Below are 19,074 nucleotides of genomic sequence, written 5' to 3' on the forward strand. Positions count from 1 at the left end.
AGCGCTGAGTCAACCCGCTCAGGCAATGGCGTGGCCGGGCCACTGGATGCGACAGTCCGAAAGAAGCCACCTGGCTTTGGCCGCGTAGGTTCGCCGGGTCGTTCAGGCAGCGGCGGCGAGGGGGCGTCCGCCCCAGCGGATGCCCTTCTCGCTGCGGATGCGGGCGCGTTCCTCGCGTTCGGCGGCCAGGACGTCGCGGTGGCGTGCGTTGGCGTTGCGCCAGCGCAAGTAGGCGTGCAGGGTCCGGGTCTGCACGGTGTGGTTGTGGTGGTGGGAGTCGGCGATGGTGAACTGCCGCAGTGGTCCGAAGTGGGCTTCGATGGGGTTCGCCCACGAGGCGTAGGTCGGGGTGAAGCGCGGCTCCACCCTGTGCTTCTTCGCCCAGCGGCGGATGTCAGCGCCCTTATGGTCGGAAAGGTTGTCCAGGATCACGTAGACCGGGGCTCCGTCGGGCAGGGAGGCGCGTATCGATTCCAGCGCGGCCAGCGTGTTCCCGGCACCCTTCCTACGGCGGTTGACGCCCCACAGGCGGTCGTCGCCGACCGAGTAGCAGCCGTGGAAGTACCTCACCCATGGGTGCGGTGGTAGGCAGCCGGGAGCCGGTCGGGCTTGGTCTGCTCGGCCCAGCAGCTGCCGCCGGTGGCCCGGATCCCGAGGGGCCGAACTCGTCGAAGGCGAAGAGGCGGTGGAGAACCTCCTCGATCCGGTCCGACTTCGCCTCGCGGTCCGGGTCGGGGGACTCCTTCCAGGTCTTGGTGCGCTGGAAGGTGATGCAGCGGCGGGTGAGCAGGCCGCGTAATGCCTCGCGGCCGATACGGATCACACGGCCGTGGACTTTGCGCAGGTAGGCGGCGAGCTTGCGCAGCGACCAGCGGGTGAAGGGCTGGCCGAGCTTGGTCGAGCCGGTGGTGGCCGTCTGGATGACGAGTTCCTCGTCGTGGGCGCTGAGCAGGTGGGGACGGCCTCCCGCCCACTGAGGGTCCAGGCAGGCCGGGCCGATCGCGGCGTTGGCCTTCCTGGTCAGTCAGTCTGCGCACACGGACAGGCTCGGCCACCGCACCTCCAACGCTCGGATCGGACGGCACCGCACATCCAACCGCCACGACCACCAACCCGGCGAACCTATGCGGTCACAGCACATGCGCACACCGAACCCCACCCTTCCCTGGAGGAGGTGGCGGAGGCAGCTCTCCCTGATCGGGCCGGCCGCTGCCGCAGTCCTCACCGGGATGCTCCCCGCCAACGCGAGCAACGGCATGATCTGGACCAGCCTGGCGAGCATGTCCACGGCCGATTGCGTCTACGCATCCGGCGGTTCGACAGGCGTCAGCGACTGCGTCAGGGCCACGTTGGAAGCCCTCGACCCTCCGGACCCGTCGACGTGCTGAAGCGGCCGCCCGAGCCACAAGACAAGCCCCACTTCCCCAGGCGTTACGGATTGCCCTGCCCTCTGCACCACGTCGATGCCGTCCGTGTCCGGCAGGCCGAGGCCGAGGAGGACGACGTCCGGTCTGCGCTCGGTGGTGCCGGCCGGGGGCATCGTCCATCTCGTACCCACGCACCCGGAGGCTGATCGTCATCGCCCGTGGATCGCGGCGGGCGGCTCGGACAGATCGGTGCGGCCAGAACCAGAGGACGGCGCCGCTCGTCAGGAAGCCAGCCTGGTGCGGAGCTGCCGTGCGTCCCGTACGAGCATGCAAGGCGTTGAGGAAGAGCATTCCACCCTCGAGCCAGAGGTCCGACGCTCGGGAGCGGTACTCAAGAACGCCGACGACGAGCAGGAGCGTGCCGGCCGTGGCCGCACAGCCGCGCCCGCGATCTTGGGACCAGTGGTCGCGTCACAGATGCCCGCATGCCTTCTTCCCCGGTCGGATCTTTCCCTCTTACCGGGGATCGGTACTGGTCAGATGGGGTGAAAGGGCCGCGTGGCTCGTTTCCCGGCCCTGGGTGGGCAGCGTTGATGGGGATGTGAGTACCTCAACCACCGCCCCGATACTGCCCGCGACTCTCGCCGCCCCTGCCCCTCCCGTCATGCACGACTCGGGCGCGGACACCGCGCCCGGCGTCATAATCATCGACTCCTGCACCACCCTCGGCAGCACCCTGGTCCTCCACCTCGCCGGCGAGATCGACCACTACAGCGCCACACCGCTGCGGGCACTGCTGGCCTCGGCCATCGACAACGGCTACAGCGGCCTCGTACTGGACACCTCGCGGGTCGCCTTCTGTGACTCCGGCTTCCTCGCCATCCTCCACTGGTGGCCCCGGCACGGACGGCGCCTCAGACTCGCGAACCACTCCCGGGCCGTTCAGCGCCTCCTGAACGCGTCCGCCGCAACAGGACTGCAGCGGGCACACGCCGGCTCGCCGACGGCAGCGGTCACACCATGACGTTCATACTCCTGACCTGCGGCCCGATACTCGCAGCGGTCCTCCTCGTGCACTGGGAACCCCGGGAAGCACGGACCCATGGCCCCGCCCGACTGCCCCGGCGCAGCCCTCGCAGAACCTTCATCCACTGCCGCCTGGCGCACCCGCTCCCGCGCCCCACGGCATAGACACAGGAAGAGATGGAGGCCCGTGTCGGCCCGCGGGCCGACACGGGCCCCACTATGCCTCGGAGCCACACACATGACGCTGATCGGGGACGGTGACGGGGACCTGAACGCACCTCCGAGACGTGCCCGAGAAACCCCGGGCGATGTGACCGCACGCGGTGGGCTCGCCTTGAGCATCATCGAGGCTGATCACACGCGGGCTGATCACTGCATACTGATCCCCGGGGCGGTCCGGGCCTCGTGCAGGTTCGGCTCGTCCCGCAACAGCGGCACCGGGCCCCGCAGCGCGAATCCGCCGGGGAGGTCCAGCCGACCGCCCCGGCGCTCGGCGATCACCGCCCCCTGCGCCCCCAGGCTCGCGTCGACCGCGCACTCCCCTGACCTCACGCCGGTCAGACAGGCGTCGCGGACCACACAGACCAGCCCGGAGATCCAGAAGACCACGTTCAGCTGCACGTCCAGGGTGCCGATCTTCGCGCCGTCCACGTAGACGTCGACGTAGGGCCGGTGCGCGGAAGTGACCCGGTGGGTCGCGAGCGCGATGACCTCCTCGCTGCCCGGCAGCTCCCGGGTGCGGCGCGCGGCGGACTGCAGTGCGGAGTGGCCGCGCCAGCCGGCGGCGGCCAGGTCGAGCACGTCGAGGCCGAGGAAGTCGTCCACGACCCTGGCCAACTCGTGCTCGACGGCCCGGTCGGCGGCGGGCGTCCGGCCCCGTACGGGTGCGAGCAGCGGCCCGGCCGTGTCATGGGCACGCAGCGGACCGTCGAGGCCTTCCCCGTCGCCGAGCAGAAACGAGCGGACGGCCGTCGGGGTCGTGGCCCTTAAGGGCGCGGTGGTGGTCATCGGTCCTCCTCGTCGAGGGTCTGCCGACCGGGGTCCGGGTGCGGGTCGAACCGGGTGGAGCGGGTGGGCGCCTCGCCGGGCGACCAGTGCTCGATCAGCGCCGTGTCGCCGGTGGCGGGCCGCAAGGTGGCCCGTACGTGGTTGCGCACCCAGCGGGGGCCCCGGTGCAGCCGCCCGAAGTAGACGGCCGCGGCGGCGGCCAGGGCGAGCGCGCCGCCGAGGGAGGCGGGGCCGACGACCCACCCGACGGGGGTGGAGCCTCCGGTGGTGCCGGGCGGAACGGCCGGATTCGGGTCCGTCTGGTTGGGGTTCGTCGGATTCGGGACCGCCTGGTTCGGGTCGGTCGCCCCCGGATCCGTCGGAGTAGGACTCGTCAAGCCCGGCTCGTCCGTGACCTCGTACGAAGCCTCGGAGTACTGCTCCGGATAGTCATGGCAGACCGCACGCACCATATGCGCGCCCGGCTCCGCGTCGCTCGGTACGGGGATCTCCGTGACGAAGGCGGCCGTCTCGTTGACGGGGGCGGTGGCCAGCGGCGGCTCGTCGCCGTCCCACAGAAGGTCGACGTTCGAGCACCGGAAGCCTGTCCCCTCCACCTGTACGTTGTTCCCCTTCACGCCCTCCTCCTCAGCGAGGGTGAGGAGTGGTTCCCCCGGGCTTTCGACGACGAGGTCGGCGTCCGCGTAGAGGGACGGCTCATCGGTGCACTCGGCCCGGAAGGTGTACGTGTCCGGGTCCGTGTCGGCCGGGATGGGCTCCGTGTACGAGAAGTCGCCGTTCTCCTCCACGGGGATGCCGGACGCGATCTCGGGCCCGTCGACCACGTGGAGGTACACGGTGCCGGCGGAGCACCCCTCGAAGCCGGTGCCTCGCACGTCGATCGGGTCCCCGACGGAGCCGTGGTCCGGGTCCAGCGTGAGGGAGGCCGCGGCAGCCGGCGGTTCCGAGGTTGTCGGCGGGGGTTCCGAGGTCGTCGGCGGCGGTTCCGATGTGCCCGGTGGCGGCTCCGACGTCGTCGGCGGGGGTGACGGTTCCGCCGACGCCGGGAGAGCGACCGGCCCCACGCTGATCGCTACGCTCAGAAGCACAGCCATCAGCAGTCGACGCACGAGCCGCGTGGCAGTGACCATAGGAAAGGAAGAATCGGGGACACCCCCATTTTCCCACCAGGTTCACACGCGCGCGCGTCGTCCCTCCAGGCGGCTCAGCCGCAGGCTCCACTCCAGCGCCGGGCAGGTCAGAGCCGCAGCACGCGCAGTGAGTTGCACCTGGCGTTGCAGCTCCGCCCCCTGACGGTCGGCAGACCGACTTCCCACGTCCCGTCTGGCGGTTGGCGGGTTCGGAAGGAGAAGGGCACGTCAGCTATCGGTCTCCGAGGCCGGCTCCAGCGCGGCGTGGATGTCGACGACCGATTCCGGCGGTGCGGGCTGCGGTGATGCCTTCGTCGGTGTCCTCGTAGGCGAGGCAGGCGGCCGGGGGGACACCGAGGCGTGCGGCAGCGAGGAGGTTGGAGTCGGGGCGGGCTTGATGTGCGGGTGTTCGCGGGCGATCGGCGTGGTGGCGAGATGGGGCTGGCCGATGGCGGTGAGGCCGGCGCGGACAATGCCGCCGTCGTCGACCATGACGATCGCGACGGGGACGGTCTCGGCGGCCCGGCGGGCGATGGGGGCGACGTGCGCGCTCGTGCGGATCGTGTCGGTGTGGCGGGCGCAGTAGGTTCGCGCGCGATGGCGCCGAACCGGGTTCCGGTACGGACGAGTTGCTCCCCGCAGTGCTGGTGGAGAGCGTGTCGCAGTCGGGTGCGGTCGGCCAGGTTCGTCGTGCGGAGCCACTCGGCGGTGACAGTGACGCGGTGTGGCGGCCAGGGCCTGACGGACGGCGCGGCAACGACACGGCACTCACTCCGCGGCGGCCAGGCCACGCGGTACGTAGGCGGTCGGCATGTACGGCATGTCGATGGGCAGGCCGCGCTGTGCGGTGGTGTCGGGGACGGCGTGGAAGCTGCCGTCGAACTGCTGCTTGCCTGGCGGTAACCCCAGCCGCCGCCGCCGTTCATAGTGTCGGCAAGATACCGGGTGGCGGCGGTCAGCGCGCGGTCGATGAGGTACTGGTCCTCGGCGGGCAGGAGTGCGAGGTCGTAGGTGGCGGCCAGACCGTGCACGACCCGGAACACGGCGTTGTGCTCCGCCAAGCTCCACCCTCGCTCGAAGGCACCCGTCGCTGCATTGGGCGCGGGCGAGTCAGCTGACGGCGCGCCGAACCGCCTGGACCCTTGTACCGATGTCTTGACGGCCCGCCAGAACCGCGAGGGCTCCGCCGGTCATCGCGGGATCCGATCGATGACCCCCGCGGAGCGCGTGGTGTTCGTGCTCCACGACGTCTTCCGCTCCACGTTCTCCGAGCCGGCGACCTCGGCCCGCCGCCGGATCGACGCCTCGCGGGCACCCCAGTCGCCGACCGCCCAGCGGCCAGGGCTCGTCCCGGAGTTCGCGCGGGCGTGGCAGGCCAAGGACATCGGCGCCCTCATCGCTCTGCTCGATCCCGACGCCACCGCCGTCGGGGACGGCGGCGGACTGATCACCGCGCTGCTCCATCCGGTTGACGGCGCCGAGCAGATCGCCCGCTTCTTCGCCGACCGGAACTCCCCGGGTGATCTTCCCCGCAGGCCTCGGCTTCCGCGGCGGTGGACCAAGGGGAGCCCGTCGCGGGGGCGACGACGAGCACGTACCCCCGCGGGCGGCTGAGAGCCGCCCGCGGGGCGTCGGAGATGCAGCCCGGGATCAGACCGGGCGGATGTTCTCCGCCTGGGGGCCCTTCTGGCCCTGGGTGACGTCGAACTCCACCTTCTGGCCCTCCTGGAGCTCACGGAAGCCCTGGGCAGCGATGTTGGAGTAGTGGGCGAAGACGTCCGGGCCTCCACCGTCCTGCTCGATGAAGCCGAAGCCCTTTTCCGAGTTGAACCACTTCACGATTCCCGTAGCCATGTCTCATGCCTTCCAGTCGATGAACGTCTCCCACACGGTGTGGGAGACGGAGGTGATCGCCCTGGTTCCTGCGGCACAGCACAGCAAAAAAGCCCACGCCGACGGCATGGGCAAAGGGAAGATCCGAACCACGACAGCTAACCCGGACGGTACACGCCCACACGCGATGTGACCACACGAAACGCCTGAAGCCCAGGGACAGATGACCGTCACGACGTAGAAGGCGCGGCGCGGGCCAGAGGGCCGAGGTCACCGTAGAAGGCGGCGTGCACAGCGGCAGCCGGTTCCCGGGCCCGCGCCCCCCTCGCCGTCCACGTCGTCCACGTCGTCCACGTCGTACAACGCGACGTAGACCGGGTCGGCGCAGGAGTCTGGGCGGATCTCCCGGCAGGCACTCAGGTAGCCGGCCGCGTCACAGACGGCTTCGTGCACCCTGGTGTCGAGGGTGTGCTGCGGTGCGGTGAGCGCGTCGGCCTTCTCTGTCCACCGGCCGGTGCGGTCCGTGGCTCCGGTTGCGCGCTCTGGCGACGGGGCCGCGTCAACGGCGCGTCGGCTTCCCCTTCCCAGACCGGACCGACCCCGGCCCCAGCCCGGCCTGGGGCCGGGACCGAGACGCCGCCGGGTGAGCCGGAACTCCAGGTGCCTGGCGGGCGCGAGGGCGACGGCGGGGGCGAGTGCAGCAGTCCTGGCGACCAAGCTGGTCGACGAGCTCGTCGAGGCCGCAGACGAGAAGCAGCTGACCAAGACCATCGCCCGCTACGGCCGCGTTGATCTTTTGTGCATCGATGAACTCGGCTACATGCAACTCGGCATGCGGGGGTGTACGCGGCCGGCCGCGTCGGTGGCCTCGGTGGTGATGATCGTGCAGGTCGTCAGCCAGGCATCGGGGGCTTCGTCGCCGGTGATGCCTTCACCGGCTCCCATGCGTAGAAGCCGTCGGCCTGCAACAGGCAGCGGCGTTCGGCGAAGGCGCGTCGGAAGGCGGGCTTCTCGTGCGCGGTTCTCGACCCGGACGTTGATCATCCGGAAGCCGGCCTTCGGGTGGCCCGGACCTTCGCTCATCCCGTTCGTCGTCCGACACACCTCGCGCCTGCCTCTCCCCTCCCATGGAATGCCGACCACGGGGCTGCCGTCGGCCCGCGAGCAGGGCACCGCAGTGGAGGCTGTGGGGCCCTGCGAGGCGCCAGGCGTCAGCTGCCTTTTTTGTTGAACCATCCGAGCGACTGAACGACGGACGCGCCGATAACGAGGATGCCGAGAGGAACGACCGTGAACCAGGTGGCATCGGCATTCACGGCCGCGAGGAGGGCGATGGCTCCGAGGGCCAGCGCCAGGAGCACGAGCATGCCGAGAAGGACTCGAATCTTGGAAACCAACGGAGGACTCTCCAATGTGCAGGCGGGTTCTATTGACCAGACAGCGTTGGCTACCCGTTGGACAGCTGGCGGCAATTGCCCAGTAGGGAGTCAGCAAGCTCCCCGGCGTGACACCACGGCTCCGTCAGGAAGCTCATGAAGTGAGTCTCCCAACGCTGCGCGCCCGAGGCGTCAGTAGAAATACGTAATCGAAGACCCCTTTCTGGGGCGCCCGCTGCCGACGAGCCCCGGAGGAGCCGACGGAACGGGGTACGGTGAACCTCACGGTCGGCGGCCTGCCCGCCGGTGTCACCGCCACGCTCAGCCCCACCTCGGTGACGGCTGGAGGGTCCTCGACGCTCTCCGTCGCCACCACGGCGGCCTCGGTCTCCCGCACGGACCGGATCGTGGTCTCCGGCACGGACCGGATCGTGGTCGACGGAGCGAGCCCTCGGCCGGTCAGGCGGTGGTCTTCTCTCTGATCGTCACCGGAGGAGCCACCCGGTGCACGGCGACGCCTCGGGTCTCCTCCGCCGTGTGTACACCGGCGGCCGGCAGGTCTCCCATGAGGGGCACACACGACCGGGGAGGTGCCCGGCACCAGCGGCGAGTGGGGCGTCCGGCAGGACCTCGGCGCCTTGCTGTACCGCTGGACACAACCGGGGCCCGGAGTCCACGACTCCGGGCCCCGGGTGCTCCGGTCACGGGCAGCTGACGCGGATGTCGCCCGAGTCGGTGGTACAGGTGTCGGTGTTGTAGCCGCCGTTCGCGGTGTCGTTGCCGCCGATACCGTCGACGGTGTTGGGGAGGTCGGAGCCGTAGCTGCCGAGGAGCGTGTCGCCGCCCGGACCGCCGATGAGGGTGTCGTTGCCGTAGCTGCCGTCGGCCCGGTCGTTGCCGGGGCCGGCGTGGACGGTGTCGTTGCCGAAGCTCGCGTTGACGGTGTCGTTGCCGCTGAGGGCGCAGATCACGTCGTTTTTGTAGGTGCCGTTGATCGTGTTGCTGCCGCTGGTGCCGATGATGGTGCAGCCGCGGTTGTTGTTCACGGTGGTGACGCGGGTCGCGGTGTTGTTGCTCGTCAGGGGGTCGGTCTGGGCGGCGGTGACCGTCGCGGTGTCGGTGAGGGTGCCGGTACGCGAGGGCTCGGCGAGGATCGTCACGGTGGCGGTGGAGCCAGAGGAGCTGCCGGCGGTGTTGAGCGTGCCGACCGCGCAGGTGACCTGGCCCGGGACGACGGTGCAGGTTCCCCGGTTGGTGGTGGCCGCGCTGTTGCCGCCGTAGTCGGTGGACCCGCCGACCGCCACGATCTTGCCGTCGGGCTGCAGGGCCACGCCCCGGCCCTGATCGTTGTTGACGCCGAAGTCGGTGGTGACGGCGCCGTCCCCGTCGAACGTCGTGTCCAGGCTGCCGTTGGGGTTGTACCGCGTCAGCGTGAAGTCGCCTGAGGTCTCGGTGGAGTAGCCGTCCCCGATCGTGACGATCTCGCCGTCGGGCTGCACGACCATGCCCTGGGCGCCCGCGAAGCCGCCCAGGTCCGTGACGACCCGGCCGTCGCCGTCGAAGGCGGGATCCAGATCGCCGGGCGCGGCCGTCGCCGCCGTGGGCAGGCTCAGGACGAGCGCCAGAGCCGTGACGCTCACCGCGCCGGCGCGCCGGGCCCGGTGCCAGGGGGATTGCAGGGGGATCGCAGGGGCATGCGTGACCACTTCATCCATCGGATGCGAAGAGGCTCAGCCTTCTGCGACGGCGGCGGGGGCACGGCTGGCCGGACTGCGCCTACTGGACGGCTACGCTCCACCCCCAGGGGTGAGAAGTCGATCACCTGGACGATCCGTCCGGCCCCCTCCGAGGGCAGGACGGATCAGCGGTCGCCTCAGGCGGCGATGGTGAGCTTGACCGGTTCGGTGCCGGCCGCGCTGTGCCGTTCGGCCCAGCTCTCCAGCGCGGTACGGCAGGCGTGGTCGAGGTGGTGGAGTCCCGACAGGTCCAGTTCGACGGGGCGGTCCTGGGGAAGGGACTCGAGACTGTCGAGGATCTTCGGCAGGCGGAGGAAGGTCGCGTTGCCCGCCAGGTACGCCTGGATGGGACCGGCACCCTTGTCGATGACCTCCAGCTTGACGTGGGAGGCCTCCCAGGCGGTCTTGACGATCGCCAGGGCGAGGCCGATCAGGACGCCCTCGAACATGTTCACCACGACGATGGCCACGGCCGTGACCACGAGGATCACCGCTTCGCCCTTGTGACCCCGCCACAGCCCAGCGATCTGGCGGAACGGGATCAGCTTCCAGCCCGCGTGTACGAGGATGCCGGCGAGGGCCGGCAGCGGGATCAGCGCCAGGGCGAACGGCAGCGCGGCGGCGAACAGCAGCAGCCACACGCCGTGCAGGACCCGCGACGCCTTGGTCCTGGCGCCTGCCTCGACGTTGGCGGAGCTGCGTACGATCACCGCGGTCATCGGCAGCGCGCCGAGCAGGCCGCAGACCGCGTTGCCCGTGCCCTGGGCGAGCATCTCCTTGTCGTAGTGGGTGCGCGGGCCGTCGTGCAGCCGGTCCACGGCCGCCGCGCTGAACAGGCTCTCCGCCGAGGCGATGAGCGCGAACGCGATGATCGTTCCCCAGATGGCGGGGCTGCCCAGCTCGGCGAAGGCCTCGGTGCCGGGTGGCTGGACGACGCCGAGCAGGCCCTCCACCTCGACCGTGGCGACCGGCAGTCCGAGGCCGAGCGAGGCGACCGTCGCCAGCACCACCGCGGCGAGGGCGCCGGGCACGGACCGCACCCGCTTCGGCAGCTTCTTCCACAGCACGATGACGGCGATGGTGCCCACGCCGATCGCGAGCGAGGCCAGGGCCTCGGTGCTCCCGAGCGCGTCGGCGAACGCCCGGGGCAGGCCCACGATCTTGCCGATGCCGGTCCCCGGGGCCTTCAGCCCCGCCGCCGCGTAGATCTGGCCGGCGATGATCACCAGGCCGATGCCGCAGAGCATGCCCTCGACGACGGAGACGGAGATCGCCCGGAACCAGCGGCCGACCTTGAGGAAGCCCATGGCGAGCTGGAGCAGACCGGCGACCAGCACGATCACACCGAGCGTGCCCACCCCGAACTCGCTGACCGCCTCGAAGACGATCACGGTCAGGCCGGCGGCCGGACCCGAGACCTGAAGGCTGCTGCCGGGCATGAGCCCGGCGACGAGGCCGCCCACGATGCCGGTGACGAGCCCGAGTTCGGCCGGGACACCGGAGGCGACCGCCACGCCGACGCACAACGGCACGGCGACGAGGAAGACGACGATGGAGGCGAGGAAATCACGGCGCAGGTGGGGGAATTCACGTATCAGGGACATGGCGCTCCTCACAGCGCCTCGAACGAGTCGGTCTCCATGCGGTGTTCGCGCACGGCGCCGGTGCCCACCTCGTAGTACCAGCCGTGCAGGCGGAGGCGCCCCTCCGCCAGCCGCTTCTCGACGCACGGGTACGAGCGCAGGCGCAGCATCTGGGTCAGGACGTGGTTCTGCACGGCTTCGGCGACCGTCGGGTCGGCGGGATCGGAACACTCGGGCTCGTCCGCGGCGTGCGCGAGCCAGTCCCGTACGGCCGGTACGGCGGTCAGGTCGTCGCCGCGTACTACGGCGCCCACGGCGCCGCAGTGGGAGTGCCCGCAGACCACGATGTCCTCGACGCCGAGGACTTCCACGGCGTACTCGATGGTGGCCGCCTCGCCGGTGGGGGTGCCGGAGGCGTACGGGGGAACGATGTTGCCGGCGGTACGCAGCTCGAAGAGCTGTCCGGGGCGTGCGCCGGTGATCAGGGCAGGGACGACCCGGGAGTCGGAGCAGGTGATGAACAGAACTTCGGGCGACTGGCCTTCGGCCAGCTTGGCGAACTCCTCAGGGCTCTGTCCGAACATACGGGCGTTGTCGATGAGGGGCTGCATGACGTGGTGATTCCTCCTGGCGCGCTGTGGGGGCGCGTCGGACGGACAGGACGGTTGTGCGGTGGGGGCTGCTCCGCTGATCAGCAGCGGAAGGTCTGAAGTGCCGCCGGGGAGTGGGCCGTCGTGGATCTCGACGTGCGACGGGGCGCGGTGCGGGGTGTGCCCGGCTCGCCCGCCCTCGAGGTCTCCCGCCTCGGATACGGACGGTCGAGTGCCCCGGGTGCGGAGTCGGCGGCGGTGCGGTACCGGTCGCGGGCGCGGAGGGGGCCGGTCGGGTCCCCGTGGTGGCCGGCGTCGCGGCAGGTGGCGATCTCGTCGCGTGGCGCCTGCCCGGGGGGCTTGGTTCCGGGCTGACTCTTGGTCATGACGGGATGGGCCGTGTGCGCGGATGCGAACGATGAAGTGGGCGCGAAGACCTGGAGGCCGAGCAGGACGGAGGCGAAGATCGACACCAGGGTTCGGGCCGTCGTACCTCGGAACATGAGCCTCCCTCCTGGCAGTCCACGTCTCTAGAACAGGCAAACGATTGGTCAACGATTAGCCAAGAAACACAATAGCCCGGCAAAATCGTTTGCAGGGTTAACTCAAGGTTTCGCCCTGAAGAGAGCCTGAAAGACGTGCTGTGGGTGGCGTGAACTGGCCGCTGCCGGGGCGTGCCGGCCGCCGTCGAGGCGGTCCCGTACTCATGATCTCGTCGGATGCCGGCCGTGTCGGCCGAAGCCCGTGCCGCGGCTGACTAGGCGGGCGGTGACGGCGGATGGTTGCGCGGAAGGGCCGGATGCTCCGGGTGGCGTACGTCGCCGCTGCCGAGCCGGACACGGGCCCGGACCCGCATCGGCTCGTCGCCGCGCCGGGAGAGCAGGATCAGCTCGTCGACCCGGGCCGCCATGGGGCCGAGGAGGGCCTCCGCCTCGCGGGCGAGGGCGTGAGGGTCCGTGGTACGGCCGAGGGACAGATGCGGGGTGAAGCCGTGCGACTGCGATCCGCACAGCGGGAAGCGGAGCTCCAGGGATTCCCGCAGCCGCGCCCAGGGTTCGTGGTCGGCGGCCGCGGGGTCGAGCCAGACGGTGGCGTCCTCGCGGTGCCCGAACCAGTGGATGCCCGCCAGGCGGGCGGTGAACGGCGGCGTCTCGGCGAGAGCCGCGGCGACCAGCGGCAGGGCCCGGGCGAACTCGGCCTCGGGGACGAAACCGAAGAGCACGTTGACGTGCGGCGGCCAGCGGCGGACCTGCCGGTCGTGTTCGCGGCGAATGTGCTGGATCGGCGGCCACAACTCCGCCGCCGGCAGCCAGGCGACGGCGGTGCGGTTCGTCGACGGAACGGCGAGGACGTCGCCGGGCGCAGGGGCCGGCACGGGACCGACCTGCCCGACGAGGGTCTCGTCGAGCCGGTCGACGCCGGAGGCGCGGTCCCAGACGACCTGGCCGTCCGCCTCGAAGAACACCACCCGGTGCCAGGGGATCTCCCCGCCCGGTACGAAGTCGCCGAGGAGGACCCGCTTCGGCGGGGCCCCGCGCTCGGCGATCCCGATCACGAACCGCTCGGGGTCGAAGCGCGGGTCCCAGAGCACCCGGTGGTAGATCTCATCGCTCGTGTGCACGTCAGCACCTGCCCTCGACCATCAGGGTGCCGCGCGCCCGTACGGCCCTGCAAGTCAGCGCCCGGCCCGCCCGCCTCGCTGCGGTTACGGCAGCGGAGGGCGCTGGTTCGGGCGTCTGGAAGATGTGCCTGCACGCTGATGATCCTCCTGGTGAGGCCTGCTGCCCGTGTGGGAGCGAGGAGTTTGAGACCGCAGTCTCGTTCTCGCTCGCCGGTGACGGGTCGGTCCGCTGGGTGACCGTTGGGCTGCGATGCCAGAAGGACGGGGCCGTGGGGCCCATGCCGACTGGGAGATCAATCACGGTCCCACCGATCACCTCCTGGCCATGGTCCTGATCTGCGGAGCGAGGGCCCGAACAGGCTGCGGTTCGCGGCTCCGGCCGGGCCCCCGTCGGCTCTGTCGGGGCGCGACGCGGGGCGCCTCCAGAGCCCCGGTGTCGAGCCTGACGGCGGTCGAGCGCGTGAGGTGCTATCCGCAGGCGGGGTCGGCAAGCACCACCCTCGGGCCCTGCTCTGCCTCGCACGGCGACGAGCCGATGCCCCCTGCGCGATGATCCACGAACCTTCTACCCCAACCCACAGGGGTCAGGTGACGGAAGAATGCAGTTGACACGCCGGCGGGAACAGCGGCCCAAGAGCAGGCGCGGGCACTGCGGCGGTGGGAGGTTGACCGGGGCGGCGGTGGTCATGGCGGTTCCTCGGGGGCGGGCGGGGGCGCCGGGCCAGCGGAGAACGAGCGTTCTCATGGACGGGATCTCCCCACTGCCGGCCGCCGATGAGGTCCGCTGCGGCTACAAGCGGGGCAGGTTCCCAGGCGTTTCAGGCATTGTCGGTCTCCGGTGCTAGCGTCGCCACCATGGCAAACCGTTCGTATCTCTACTCCGCAGACTCGATGCCGAGCGAGCCGGAGGTCCCCCAGCGGATCCGATGCATATCCGAGCACAACTGGGACATCCCGCTCGCGCACAAGCTCATGGTGGGCCGTGGAACGACGATCGTCCCGTCCATGATCTGGAACCCTCCGATCGGCATCGCCGCGGACTACGCCGAGGGAGCGGCCCTGCTCCGCGACCTCCTGCGTGCAGTTGGCAAGGGCTTGGAGGACGACGCCGAGTTCGCCGAATGCGTTGCCAGGACCACGGCCCACCTTGAGAAGCAGCAGGCGAAGTACTTCGTCCTCGAGACCGGCGAGATCGTCTCGATGACGGACGACGATCCGGAAGCGAGCGTGCGGCGTCTGGCGTCCGAGGACATCCCCGACGCCGTCGCCAAGGCCGAGGCGGCAATCGCCGGCCAGAACGACGAATGGCTGGCTTCGGTCCGAGCCGACTGGCAGAAACACTTCGCGTCCTTCTACAGCGAGGCTCTCTACTTCTCCTTCCCCAACTGACGGGGTCTCACGGTGGCGACCAGGCCGGTCCCGTTCAGGTGAGCGGTCTGCATGCCTCCTCCCCCCTCCCGGCCAAGGAAGGCTCCGGGGGTTGTTGCCCTGTCGCTCGTTGCCCGTTGCCCGTTGCCCCTGAGAAGGCACAACGGGCAACGAGACGGGGGTACCGACGGGCAGGCGTGGCGGGACATCATCCGCGGGCCGGACCGGCGGTGCTGGTGGAATTCCCGGCTCCAGTGCGAGCCTTGAGAGACCACACCGCTGCGTCGATGGCGCGGCCGGCCCGGCTGAGGTTGTAGAAGAACCACAGCGATCGCGAGTACTGGCCGACAATGCGCGGGCCTGGTCGGCGACTCGGCGGGGATCGGGCGGGCCAGATCCGCGGCGACTTGCCCGGCGGCCTGCCCTCGTGGGGTGAAGGTCGAGCGTCTCCAGCCGGCGCAGGTCGACCACATCTCGTGCTTCGGCGGCGGGGATCAGCGGCAGGCGGGGCGGTGGGTTAGTCGCCGGTCACCGGTTCGGCGGTCTCCGCACCGGGATCAACCGGAGAGTGGTCCGTCAGGACACGTTTATCGGAGCCGTTTCGCGGCACCGATTGCACTTGTGTCGCTGTGGCACGGGTGAGAGACCGGATGGTGATCGGCGACCAGAATGCCTAGTCGTGCTGCCCTGTGGAGTTGTTCTTCTTGCCGTCGGCAGGGGTGTTGGCGTTGTTGTTCTCCTGCGGGTCACTCTCAACGGCGGTGTTCAGCAGTGCAGTGTGGTCCAGGCTGCTCGCGTTGTTGAGGGTGCCGTCCACGATTCCGGCGTGCGCTGGTACAGCGGCCGTGAGGGCCATGCCGGCAGCGAGCACGGCAGTGGTCAGGGTGTTTCGTTTCATCACGATCTCAGCAACGACGACTACTACCGAAGGTCACAGGGGCTGACCGTAGCGGGACCCCGAGGCAGCGTCCGTGCGGCCTCGTACCACGCTGACCAGCGATGCCTCGGCCGGTCGCCCGAGGGGGCCTAAACCGCCCTTCGGCGTAAAATGGGTGCCATGAGCCCAGTCCGATACGAGCTGGTGTTCTCCGACGACACCGGCTCGCCCCACGACGTTGTGATCGTCGGACGCACCTCTTCCAAGGGGCCTGGCGGCCATCCGGTCTACGCCGACCCCACCGGCATCATCCGGGCGGAGATCAGCGACAGGGACGAGGTGCGCATCCTCGCTTCAGGCGGGCACCAGGATCCTGCCCCACACGTCCAGGCCCGCCGCCTCGCCGACGCCGATCCGAAAGATCCCGCCGGCCCCTCCACGGCCTGACCGGTACCCGACCGACCGATCCGCCTCGCGAGCGCACTCAGCGTTCCGGCACCCCTGACAGTGCGCTCCACGCGGAGAACCGGCACTGACCTGCCCAACGCGCGACAGGTGTTGCCTAGGCGCGATAGCTGCCACCAACTGGTCATTGCGTGATGCTGTCGCCTGTAAGGGGCTGTCCAGTGTCGTCGTAGCCCTGGGCTAGCCTCTCGTCGAGCGGCTGTCGCAGGCCGGCACCACCCAGAGCTGCGGGGCTTCCCGCCAGTAGGAGACCTGTTGAAGACCATCAGCGACTTCGTCCCCGTGCTCGGGTTGCCCGTTCGGCAGGACGAAGGGCATGTGATCGAGGAGATCGCCTCGGCCTGGTCGGTCACCCTTCCCGCGGACTTCGTCGAGATCGCGGGCGCTTACGGCGACGCGGTCATCTCGGGCTACATCTAATTCTGCGGGGCCCGGACGCTGCGCGAGTACGCCGACGGCATGGGCCGGCTGCTGGAGGCGTCCCGGACGGTTCCCCACGCGGTCCTGCCGACCCCAGGTGGGGCTTTGGTCTGGGGGAACACGATCGAAGGCGACCAACTGTTCCTTGTTCCCCGTGAGGGCGGGTCCTGGACCGTCTCGGCCTTTCGCCGCGGCTGGGCGGACTGGCATGACACCAACCTCGACTTCGGTGACTGGCTCCACCTCGCCCTGTCCGGCGGGACGGCCGCTGACTGGCTGCCGGAGTGGGAGCAGCTCCCGCACCCGATCGACCTTGAGGATGTTTTACGTGACAGCTTCCTGACCTTGGAGTGCCTTGAAGGCCGAATTCGAAGAGCGCGTCGAGACGCGGGTCGTAGCCGTCCTCGAAGGCTCCGACCACCTTGGTGAAGGTCGGGAAGCGGTCGGATTCCACGGGTTCTTGGAGGGGGGCTCGGCTGCCCATCCCCTGGTCTTCCGACTGGCCCGGGGCGGCTTCGGCGTGCGTCTCCCTCTCGAGGTGCACCGCCAGGCCCTGTAGGTGGCTGTGGATCAGTACGTGGATGTCGAACACCATGAGATCGGGCACGAGCAACGGGCGTGTGAGAGAGCCGCGCTGGGCCAGCCGCGGGTGCTTGCGGTACAGGCTCCACGGGGTCCGGGCGCCCAGATCGATGCGGGTACGCCAATCCTCGGGGGCGTCCGCGTGGTAGGAGTCCTCGCCGAACACGGCGTCGGCCCATGTGCAGGACGAGGTCTTCCTTGCTCGGGACGTACCGGTAGGTCGACATCGCCGCGACGCCGAGCCGTGCCGCAACGCCGCGCATGGAGAGCGCCGAGAGCCCTTCGGCGTCAGCGATCTCGATGGCGGCACGGACGATCCGGTCGAGGATCAGCTCCTGCTCAGGCTCCGGGACGGGTGACGAGCGTCTGCGGGCCGGCGCGGCGGGGGCGGTTCCGGCGACGACCGTGCCGATCCGGGGCCGGGCCTCGACAAGTCCTTCCAGGCGCAGGGTGGTCAGGGCCTTGGTGGCGGTGGCGAGCGCGACGCCCCCTTCCCGGGCGATCTGGCGGGTCTGCGGGTCGAGGGAACCCGGTCCCCGGGGGTGAGTTCACCCTCCGCGATGCGCCACCGGATCGCGGCGCGGCCAGGCGGTGGGCATCCGCGGTGTCGCGCTCGAAGTCGTGGAGCGGATGGGCCTGCTGGAGCAGGCAACCCGCGCACGGACCCGGATGCGCGGAATGTCGATCCTCGCCCCGGACGACTGGCAGACGTGGCTGCGTGACGGCGACAGGGGCTTCGGCATCATGCCCGTACGGGACAACACCGAACCCAGGATCGCCTTCGGCCTTCAGTCCGCCCCCTCCCCCACGACCTCCGTGACGGCGGCGCCCTGCGGCAGGCAGCTCGTCGTGGACTAGCTTGCGTCGATGCGGTGGGAAGGGATCCGCCTGGCCGAGGCCGCCCGGACGGCGCCCGACTTCTGCTGCGACGCCCTGGCCCGGATCCGCATGGACCAGTGGTCGCTGGGCCGGGTGAGCTTGCCCGGAGACGTCGGTTACCGCCCTTTCCCCCCTTCTCCGGGCGCTGGCCGACTGTCTTGCCGAGGACAACGGCGTCCACCGCACCGCAAATGCCCGCTACGAGCAGCGGATGCGCCCCTTCGTCACCCTCAACCAGGCTCTGGCCACCGAGAATCCCGGCGGACCGGCCTCCGAGGCGTCCCTCGTACGCGCCAGTCGCCTGAGCATCAGCAGCCGGTGCCAGGCCCCCTTTCGGCGGTGTGGTCGCCGAGCAGGGCGCGTGCCTGCCCGTAGGGCAGTCGGGCGAAGCCGGTGTCCGTGCAGGCGTCGCGGGAGGCTGACGGCCTTGCCCGGTCCCGGACGGCGGTGGTGACGAACATCGGCCCGCGCGTACGGGCCCTGCAGCGCAGGCGCGGAAGGAACCGGGCGGTGTCGGCGAAGGCCGCCCACGCGGTGTGGGAGGTGGAGGTGATCGCCCTGGTTCCTGCGGCACAGCACGGCCCAGCCACGCTGCCCACCGGATCGACACCGCTGATGCCCAGCCCGCTGCCAATCATGTCCATAAGCTCATTTTGCTTGACATATGGCGCGCTCCGGACAAGCGTGGGCAGCAAGCACCACGCCCGTGGAATCGAGCACATCATGACCGGAACCACGAAGACCAAGAGGATCAGTGCTGCGCTCGCCGCCGCGGCGGCGGCCTTCGCACTGAGTCTCGGCGGAGCCTCGATCGCGGAGGCGAAGATCCAGCCGGTGGACATCTCCTGCACCAACAACGCGGGCCACGAGCCCGGCGGCCAGCAGCCGTCCTGCAAGGGCAGTTCGCTGACTCAGGAATCCGAGAACCAGAACCCCGCAGGCCACGCCCCTGGCGGCCACAACTGACACCCTCGCCCCTGCCACCCTCCAGCGGCCCCTTCGATCGCGTCGTCGAGCGCGGTGGAGGGGCTGAATCAGGTGACGGACGCCGGAACGGTGACGCCGGGTCCACAAGATCCCTCGGCGTAACCGGCTTGGTCGCCCGCCGTCGCATCCGTATCCGGGTGGACCTTCGCGGAGACTGCGCTCTGGGAGCTGCCTGCGTGGGCTGACCTGCGACGACTCGGCGTCCTGACGTTGACCGGCCTCCTAT

Annotated in this window: 21 protein-coding genes and 3 pseudogenes; 9 read left to right on the forward strand and 15 right to left on the reverse strand. The window is 70.1% G+C overall.

The annotated features are described in order from the left end of the window. Nucleotides 1-102 precede the first annotated feature (102 nt). Nucleotides 103-1,000 (reverse strand): annotated as a pseudogene (locus ACIA8N_RS22220) (IS630 family transposase); the annotation flags it as partial. 968 nt (nt 1,001-1,968) lie between these two features. Between ACIA8N_RS22220 and ACIA8N_RS22225 the strand changes: the two are divergent. Next, on the forward strand, nt 1,969-2,391 hold the full coding sequence (locus ACIA8N_RS22225; RefSeq protein WP_365778824.1) for an STAS domain-containing protein: 423 nt from the start codon (nt 1,969-1,971) through the stop codon (nt 2,389-2,391). 371 nt (nt 2,392-2,762) lie between these two features. On the opposite strand, the gene ACIA8N_RS22230 is transcribed toward ACIA8N_RS22225, so the two are convergent. The 3 genes from ACIA8N_RS22230 to ACIA8N_RS22240 form a co-directional block, all read right to left on the reverse strand. Further along, nucleotides 2,763-3,401, reverse strand: coding sequence for a hypothetical protein (locus ACIA8N_RS22230; RefSeq protein ID WP_365778826.1), 639 nt, complete (start codon nt 3,399-3,401; stop codon nt 2,763-2,765). Continuing rightward, nucleotides 3,398-4,276 carry a hypothetical protein gene (locus ACIA8N_RS22235; protein WP_365778828.1) on the reverse strand — a complete coding sequence of 293 codons (879 nt, stop codon included), beginning with the start codon at nt 4,274-4,276 and terminating at the stop codon, nt 3,398-3,400. The genes ACIA8N_RS22230 and ACIA8N_RS22235 overlap by 4 nt, the downstream gene beginning before the upstream one ends. Nucleotides 4,277-4,759: 483 nt before the next feature. Continuing rightward, nucleotides 4,760-5,023, reverse strand: coding sequence for a hypothetical protein (locus ACIA8N_RS22240; protein WP_365778830.1), 264 nt, complete (start codon nt 5,021-5,023; stop codon nt 4,760-4,762). Nucleotides 5,024-5,740: 717 nt separating this feature from the next. Here ACIA8N_RS22240 and ACIA8N_RS22245 point away from each other — a divergent pair. Further along, entirely contained in the window at nt 5,741-6,145 is a 405-nt protein-coding gene (locus tag ACIA8N_RS22245) for a hypothetical protein (protein WP_365778832.1), read from the forward strand. Between the two features lie 36 nt (nt 6,146-6,181). Here ACIA8N_RS22245 and ACIA8N_RS22250 read toward each other — a convergent pair whose 3' ends face one another. Beyond that, a complete protein-coding gene (locus ACIA8N_RS22250) occupies nt 6,182-6,385 on the reverse strand; it encodes a cold-shock protein (protein WP_030219333.1) in 204 nt (67 codons plus the stop codon). 685 nt (nt 6,386-7,070) lie between these two features. Here ACIA8N_RS22250 and ACIA8N_RS22255 point away from each other — a divergent pair. Next, a pseudogene (locus ACIA8N_RS22255) lies at nt 7,071-7,205 on the forward strand (ATP-binding protein); the annotation flags it as partial. On the opposite strand, the pseudogene ACIA8N_RS22260 reads toward ACIA8N_RS22255, so the two are convergent. Next, nucleotides 7,193-7,426: pseudogene (locus tag ACIA8N_RS22260) on the reverse strand (SOS response-associated peptidase family protein); the annotation flags it as partial. The pseudogenes ACIA8N_RS22255 and ACIA8N_RS22260 sit on opposite strands and share 13 nt — an antisense overlap. A gap of 149 nt (nt 7,427-7,575) precedes the next feature. Further along, nucleotides 7,576-7,761, reverse strand: coding sequence for a hypothetical protein (locus ACIA8N_RS22265; RefSeq protein ID WP_365778835.1), 186 nt, complete (start codon nt 7,759-7,761; stop codon nt 7,576-7,578). A gap of 254 nt (nt 7,762-8,015) precedes the next feature. On the opposite strand from ACIA8N_RS22265, the gene ACIA8N_RS22270 reads away from it, so the two are divergent. After that, nucleotides 8,016-8,222, forward strand: coding sequence for a hypothetical protein (locus ACIA8N_RS22270; protein WP_365778837.1), 207 nt, complete (start codon nt 8,016-8,018; stop codon nt 8,220-8,222). 219 nt (nt 8,223-8,441) lie between these two features. Here ACIA8N_RS22270 and ACIA8N_RS22275 read toward each other — a convergent pair whose 3' ends face one another. The 5 genes from ACIA8N_RS22275 to ACIA8N_RS22295 form a co-directional block, all read right to left on the reverse strand. Beyond that, nucleotides 8,442-9,380 carry a hypothetical protein gene (locus tag ACIA8N_RS22275; protein WP_365778839.1) on the reverse strand — a complete coding sequence of 313 codons (939 nt, stop codon included), beginning with the start codon at nt 9,378-9,380 and terminating at the stop codon, nt 8,442-8,444. Between the two features lie 233 nt (nt 9,381-9,613). Then, nucleotides 9,614-11,080 carry a SulP family inorganic anion transporter gene (locus ACIA8N_RS22280; protein WP_365778841.1) on the reverse strand — a complete coding sequence of 489 codons (1,467 nt, stop codon included), beginning with the start codon at nt 11,078-11,080 and terminating at the stop codon, nt 9,614-9,616. A gap of 8 nt (nt 11,081-11,088) precedes the next feature. Continuing rightward, nucleotides 11,089-11,670, reverse strand: coding sequence for a carbonic anhydrase (locus ACIA8N_RS22285; RefSeq protein WP_365778843.1), 582 nt, complete (start codon nt 11,668-11,670; stop codon nt 11,089-11,091). An 80-nt stretch (nt 11,671-11,750) separates the two neighbouring features. Next, nucleotides 11,751-12,152, reverse strand: a complete 402-nt coding sequence (locus ACIA8N_RS22290) for a hypothetical protein (RefSeq protein WP_365778845.1) — start codon at nt 12,150-12,152, stop codon at nt 11,751-11,753. Nucleotides 12,153-12,406: 254 nt separating this feature from the next. Then, the gene (locus ACIA8N_RS22295) at nt 12,407-13,270 is read right to left on the reverse strand and encodes an RNA repair domain-containing protein (protein WP_399416757.1); all 864 of its coding nucleotides are present in this window, start codon (nt 13,268-13,270) and stop codon (nt 12,407-12,409) included. 855 nt (nt 13,271-14,125) lie between these two features. Between ACIA8N_RS22295 and ACIA8N_RS22300 the strand changes: the two genes are divergently transcribed. Then, nucleotides 14,126-14,659 carry a hypothetical protein gene (locus ACIA8N_RS22300; RefSeq protein ID WP_365778847.1) on the forward strand — a complete coding sequence of 178 codons (534 nt, stop codon included), beginning with the start codon at nt 14,126-14,128 and terminating at the stop codon, nt 14,657-14,659. A 652-nt stretch (nt 14,660-15,311) separates the two neighbouring features. Here ACIA8N_RS22300 and ACIA8N_RS22305 read toward each other — a convergent pair. Next, complete coding sequence (locus ACIA8N_RS22305) at nt 15,312-15,536, reverse strand: hypothetical protein (protein WP_365778849.1); 225 nt, start codon at nt 15,534-15,536, stop codon at nt 15,312-15,314. A 159-nt stretch (nt 15,537-15,695) separates the two neighbouring features. On the opposite strand from ACIA8N_RS22305, the gene ACIA8N_RS22310 reads away from it, so the two are divergent. Together ACIA8N_RS22310 and ACIA8N_RS22315 are read left to right on the forward strand one after the other, a co-directional pair. After that, nucleotides 15,696-15,962: a DUF6296 family protein gene (locus ACIA8N_RS22310; RefSeq protein ID WP_365778851.1), complete on the forward strand. Its 267-nt coding sequence runs from the start codon at nt 15,696-15,698 to the stop codon at nt 15,960-15,962. 273 nt (nt 15,963-16,235) lie between these two features. After that, a complete protein-coding gene (locus ACIA8N_RS22315; RefSeq protein ID WP_365778853.1) occupies nt 16,236-16,400 on the forward strand; it encodes a hypothetical protein in 165 nt (54 codons plus the stop codon). Here ACIA8N_RS22315 and ACIA8N_RS22320 read toward each other — a convergent pair. After that, the gene (locus tag ACIA8N_RS22320) at nt 16,397-17,245 is read right to left on the reverse strand and encodes a hypothetical protein (protein ID WP_365778855.1); all 849 of its coding nucleotides are present in this window, start codon (nt 17,243-17,245) and stop codon (nt 16,397-16,399) included. The two genes, ACIA8N_RS22315 and ACIA8N_RS22320, sit on opposite strands and share 4 nt — an antisense overlap. Before the next feature lie 328 nt (nt 17,246-17,573). Between ACIA8N_RS22320 and ACIA8N_RS22325 the strand changes: the two genes are divergently transcribed. After that, complete coding sequence (locus ACIA8N_RS22325) at nt 17,574-17,840, forward strand: hypothetical protein (RefSeq protein ID WP_365778857.1); 267 nt, start codon at nt 17,574-17,576, stop codon at nt 17,838-17,840. Between the two features lie 329 nt (nt 17,841-18,169). On the opposite strand, the gene ACIA8N_RS22330 is transcribed toward ACIA8N_RS22325, so the two are convergent. Further along, complete coding sequence (locus ACIA8N_RS22330; RefSeq protein WP_365778859.1) at nt 18,170-18,505, reverse strand: hypothetical protein; 336 nt, start codon at nt 18,503-18,505, stop codon at nt 18,170-18,172. Between the two features lie 79 nt (nt 18,506-18,584). Here ACIA8N_RS22330 and ACIA8N_RS22335 point away from each other — a divergent pair, with 79 nt between their 5' ends. Continuing rightward, on the forward strand, nt 18,585-18,827 hold the full coding sequence (locus ACIA8N_RS22335; RefSeq protein WP_365778861.1) for a hypothetical protein: 243 nt from the start codon (nt 18,585-18,587) through the stop codon (nt 18,825-18,827). Nucleotides 18,828-19,074: the final 247 nt, after the last annotated feature.

This window comes from Streptomyces sp. NPDC051822, assembly GCF_044452745.1.
GTDB lineage: Bacteria > Actinomycetota > Actinomycetes > Streptomycetales > Streptomycetaceae > Streptomyces.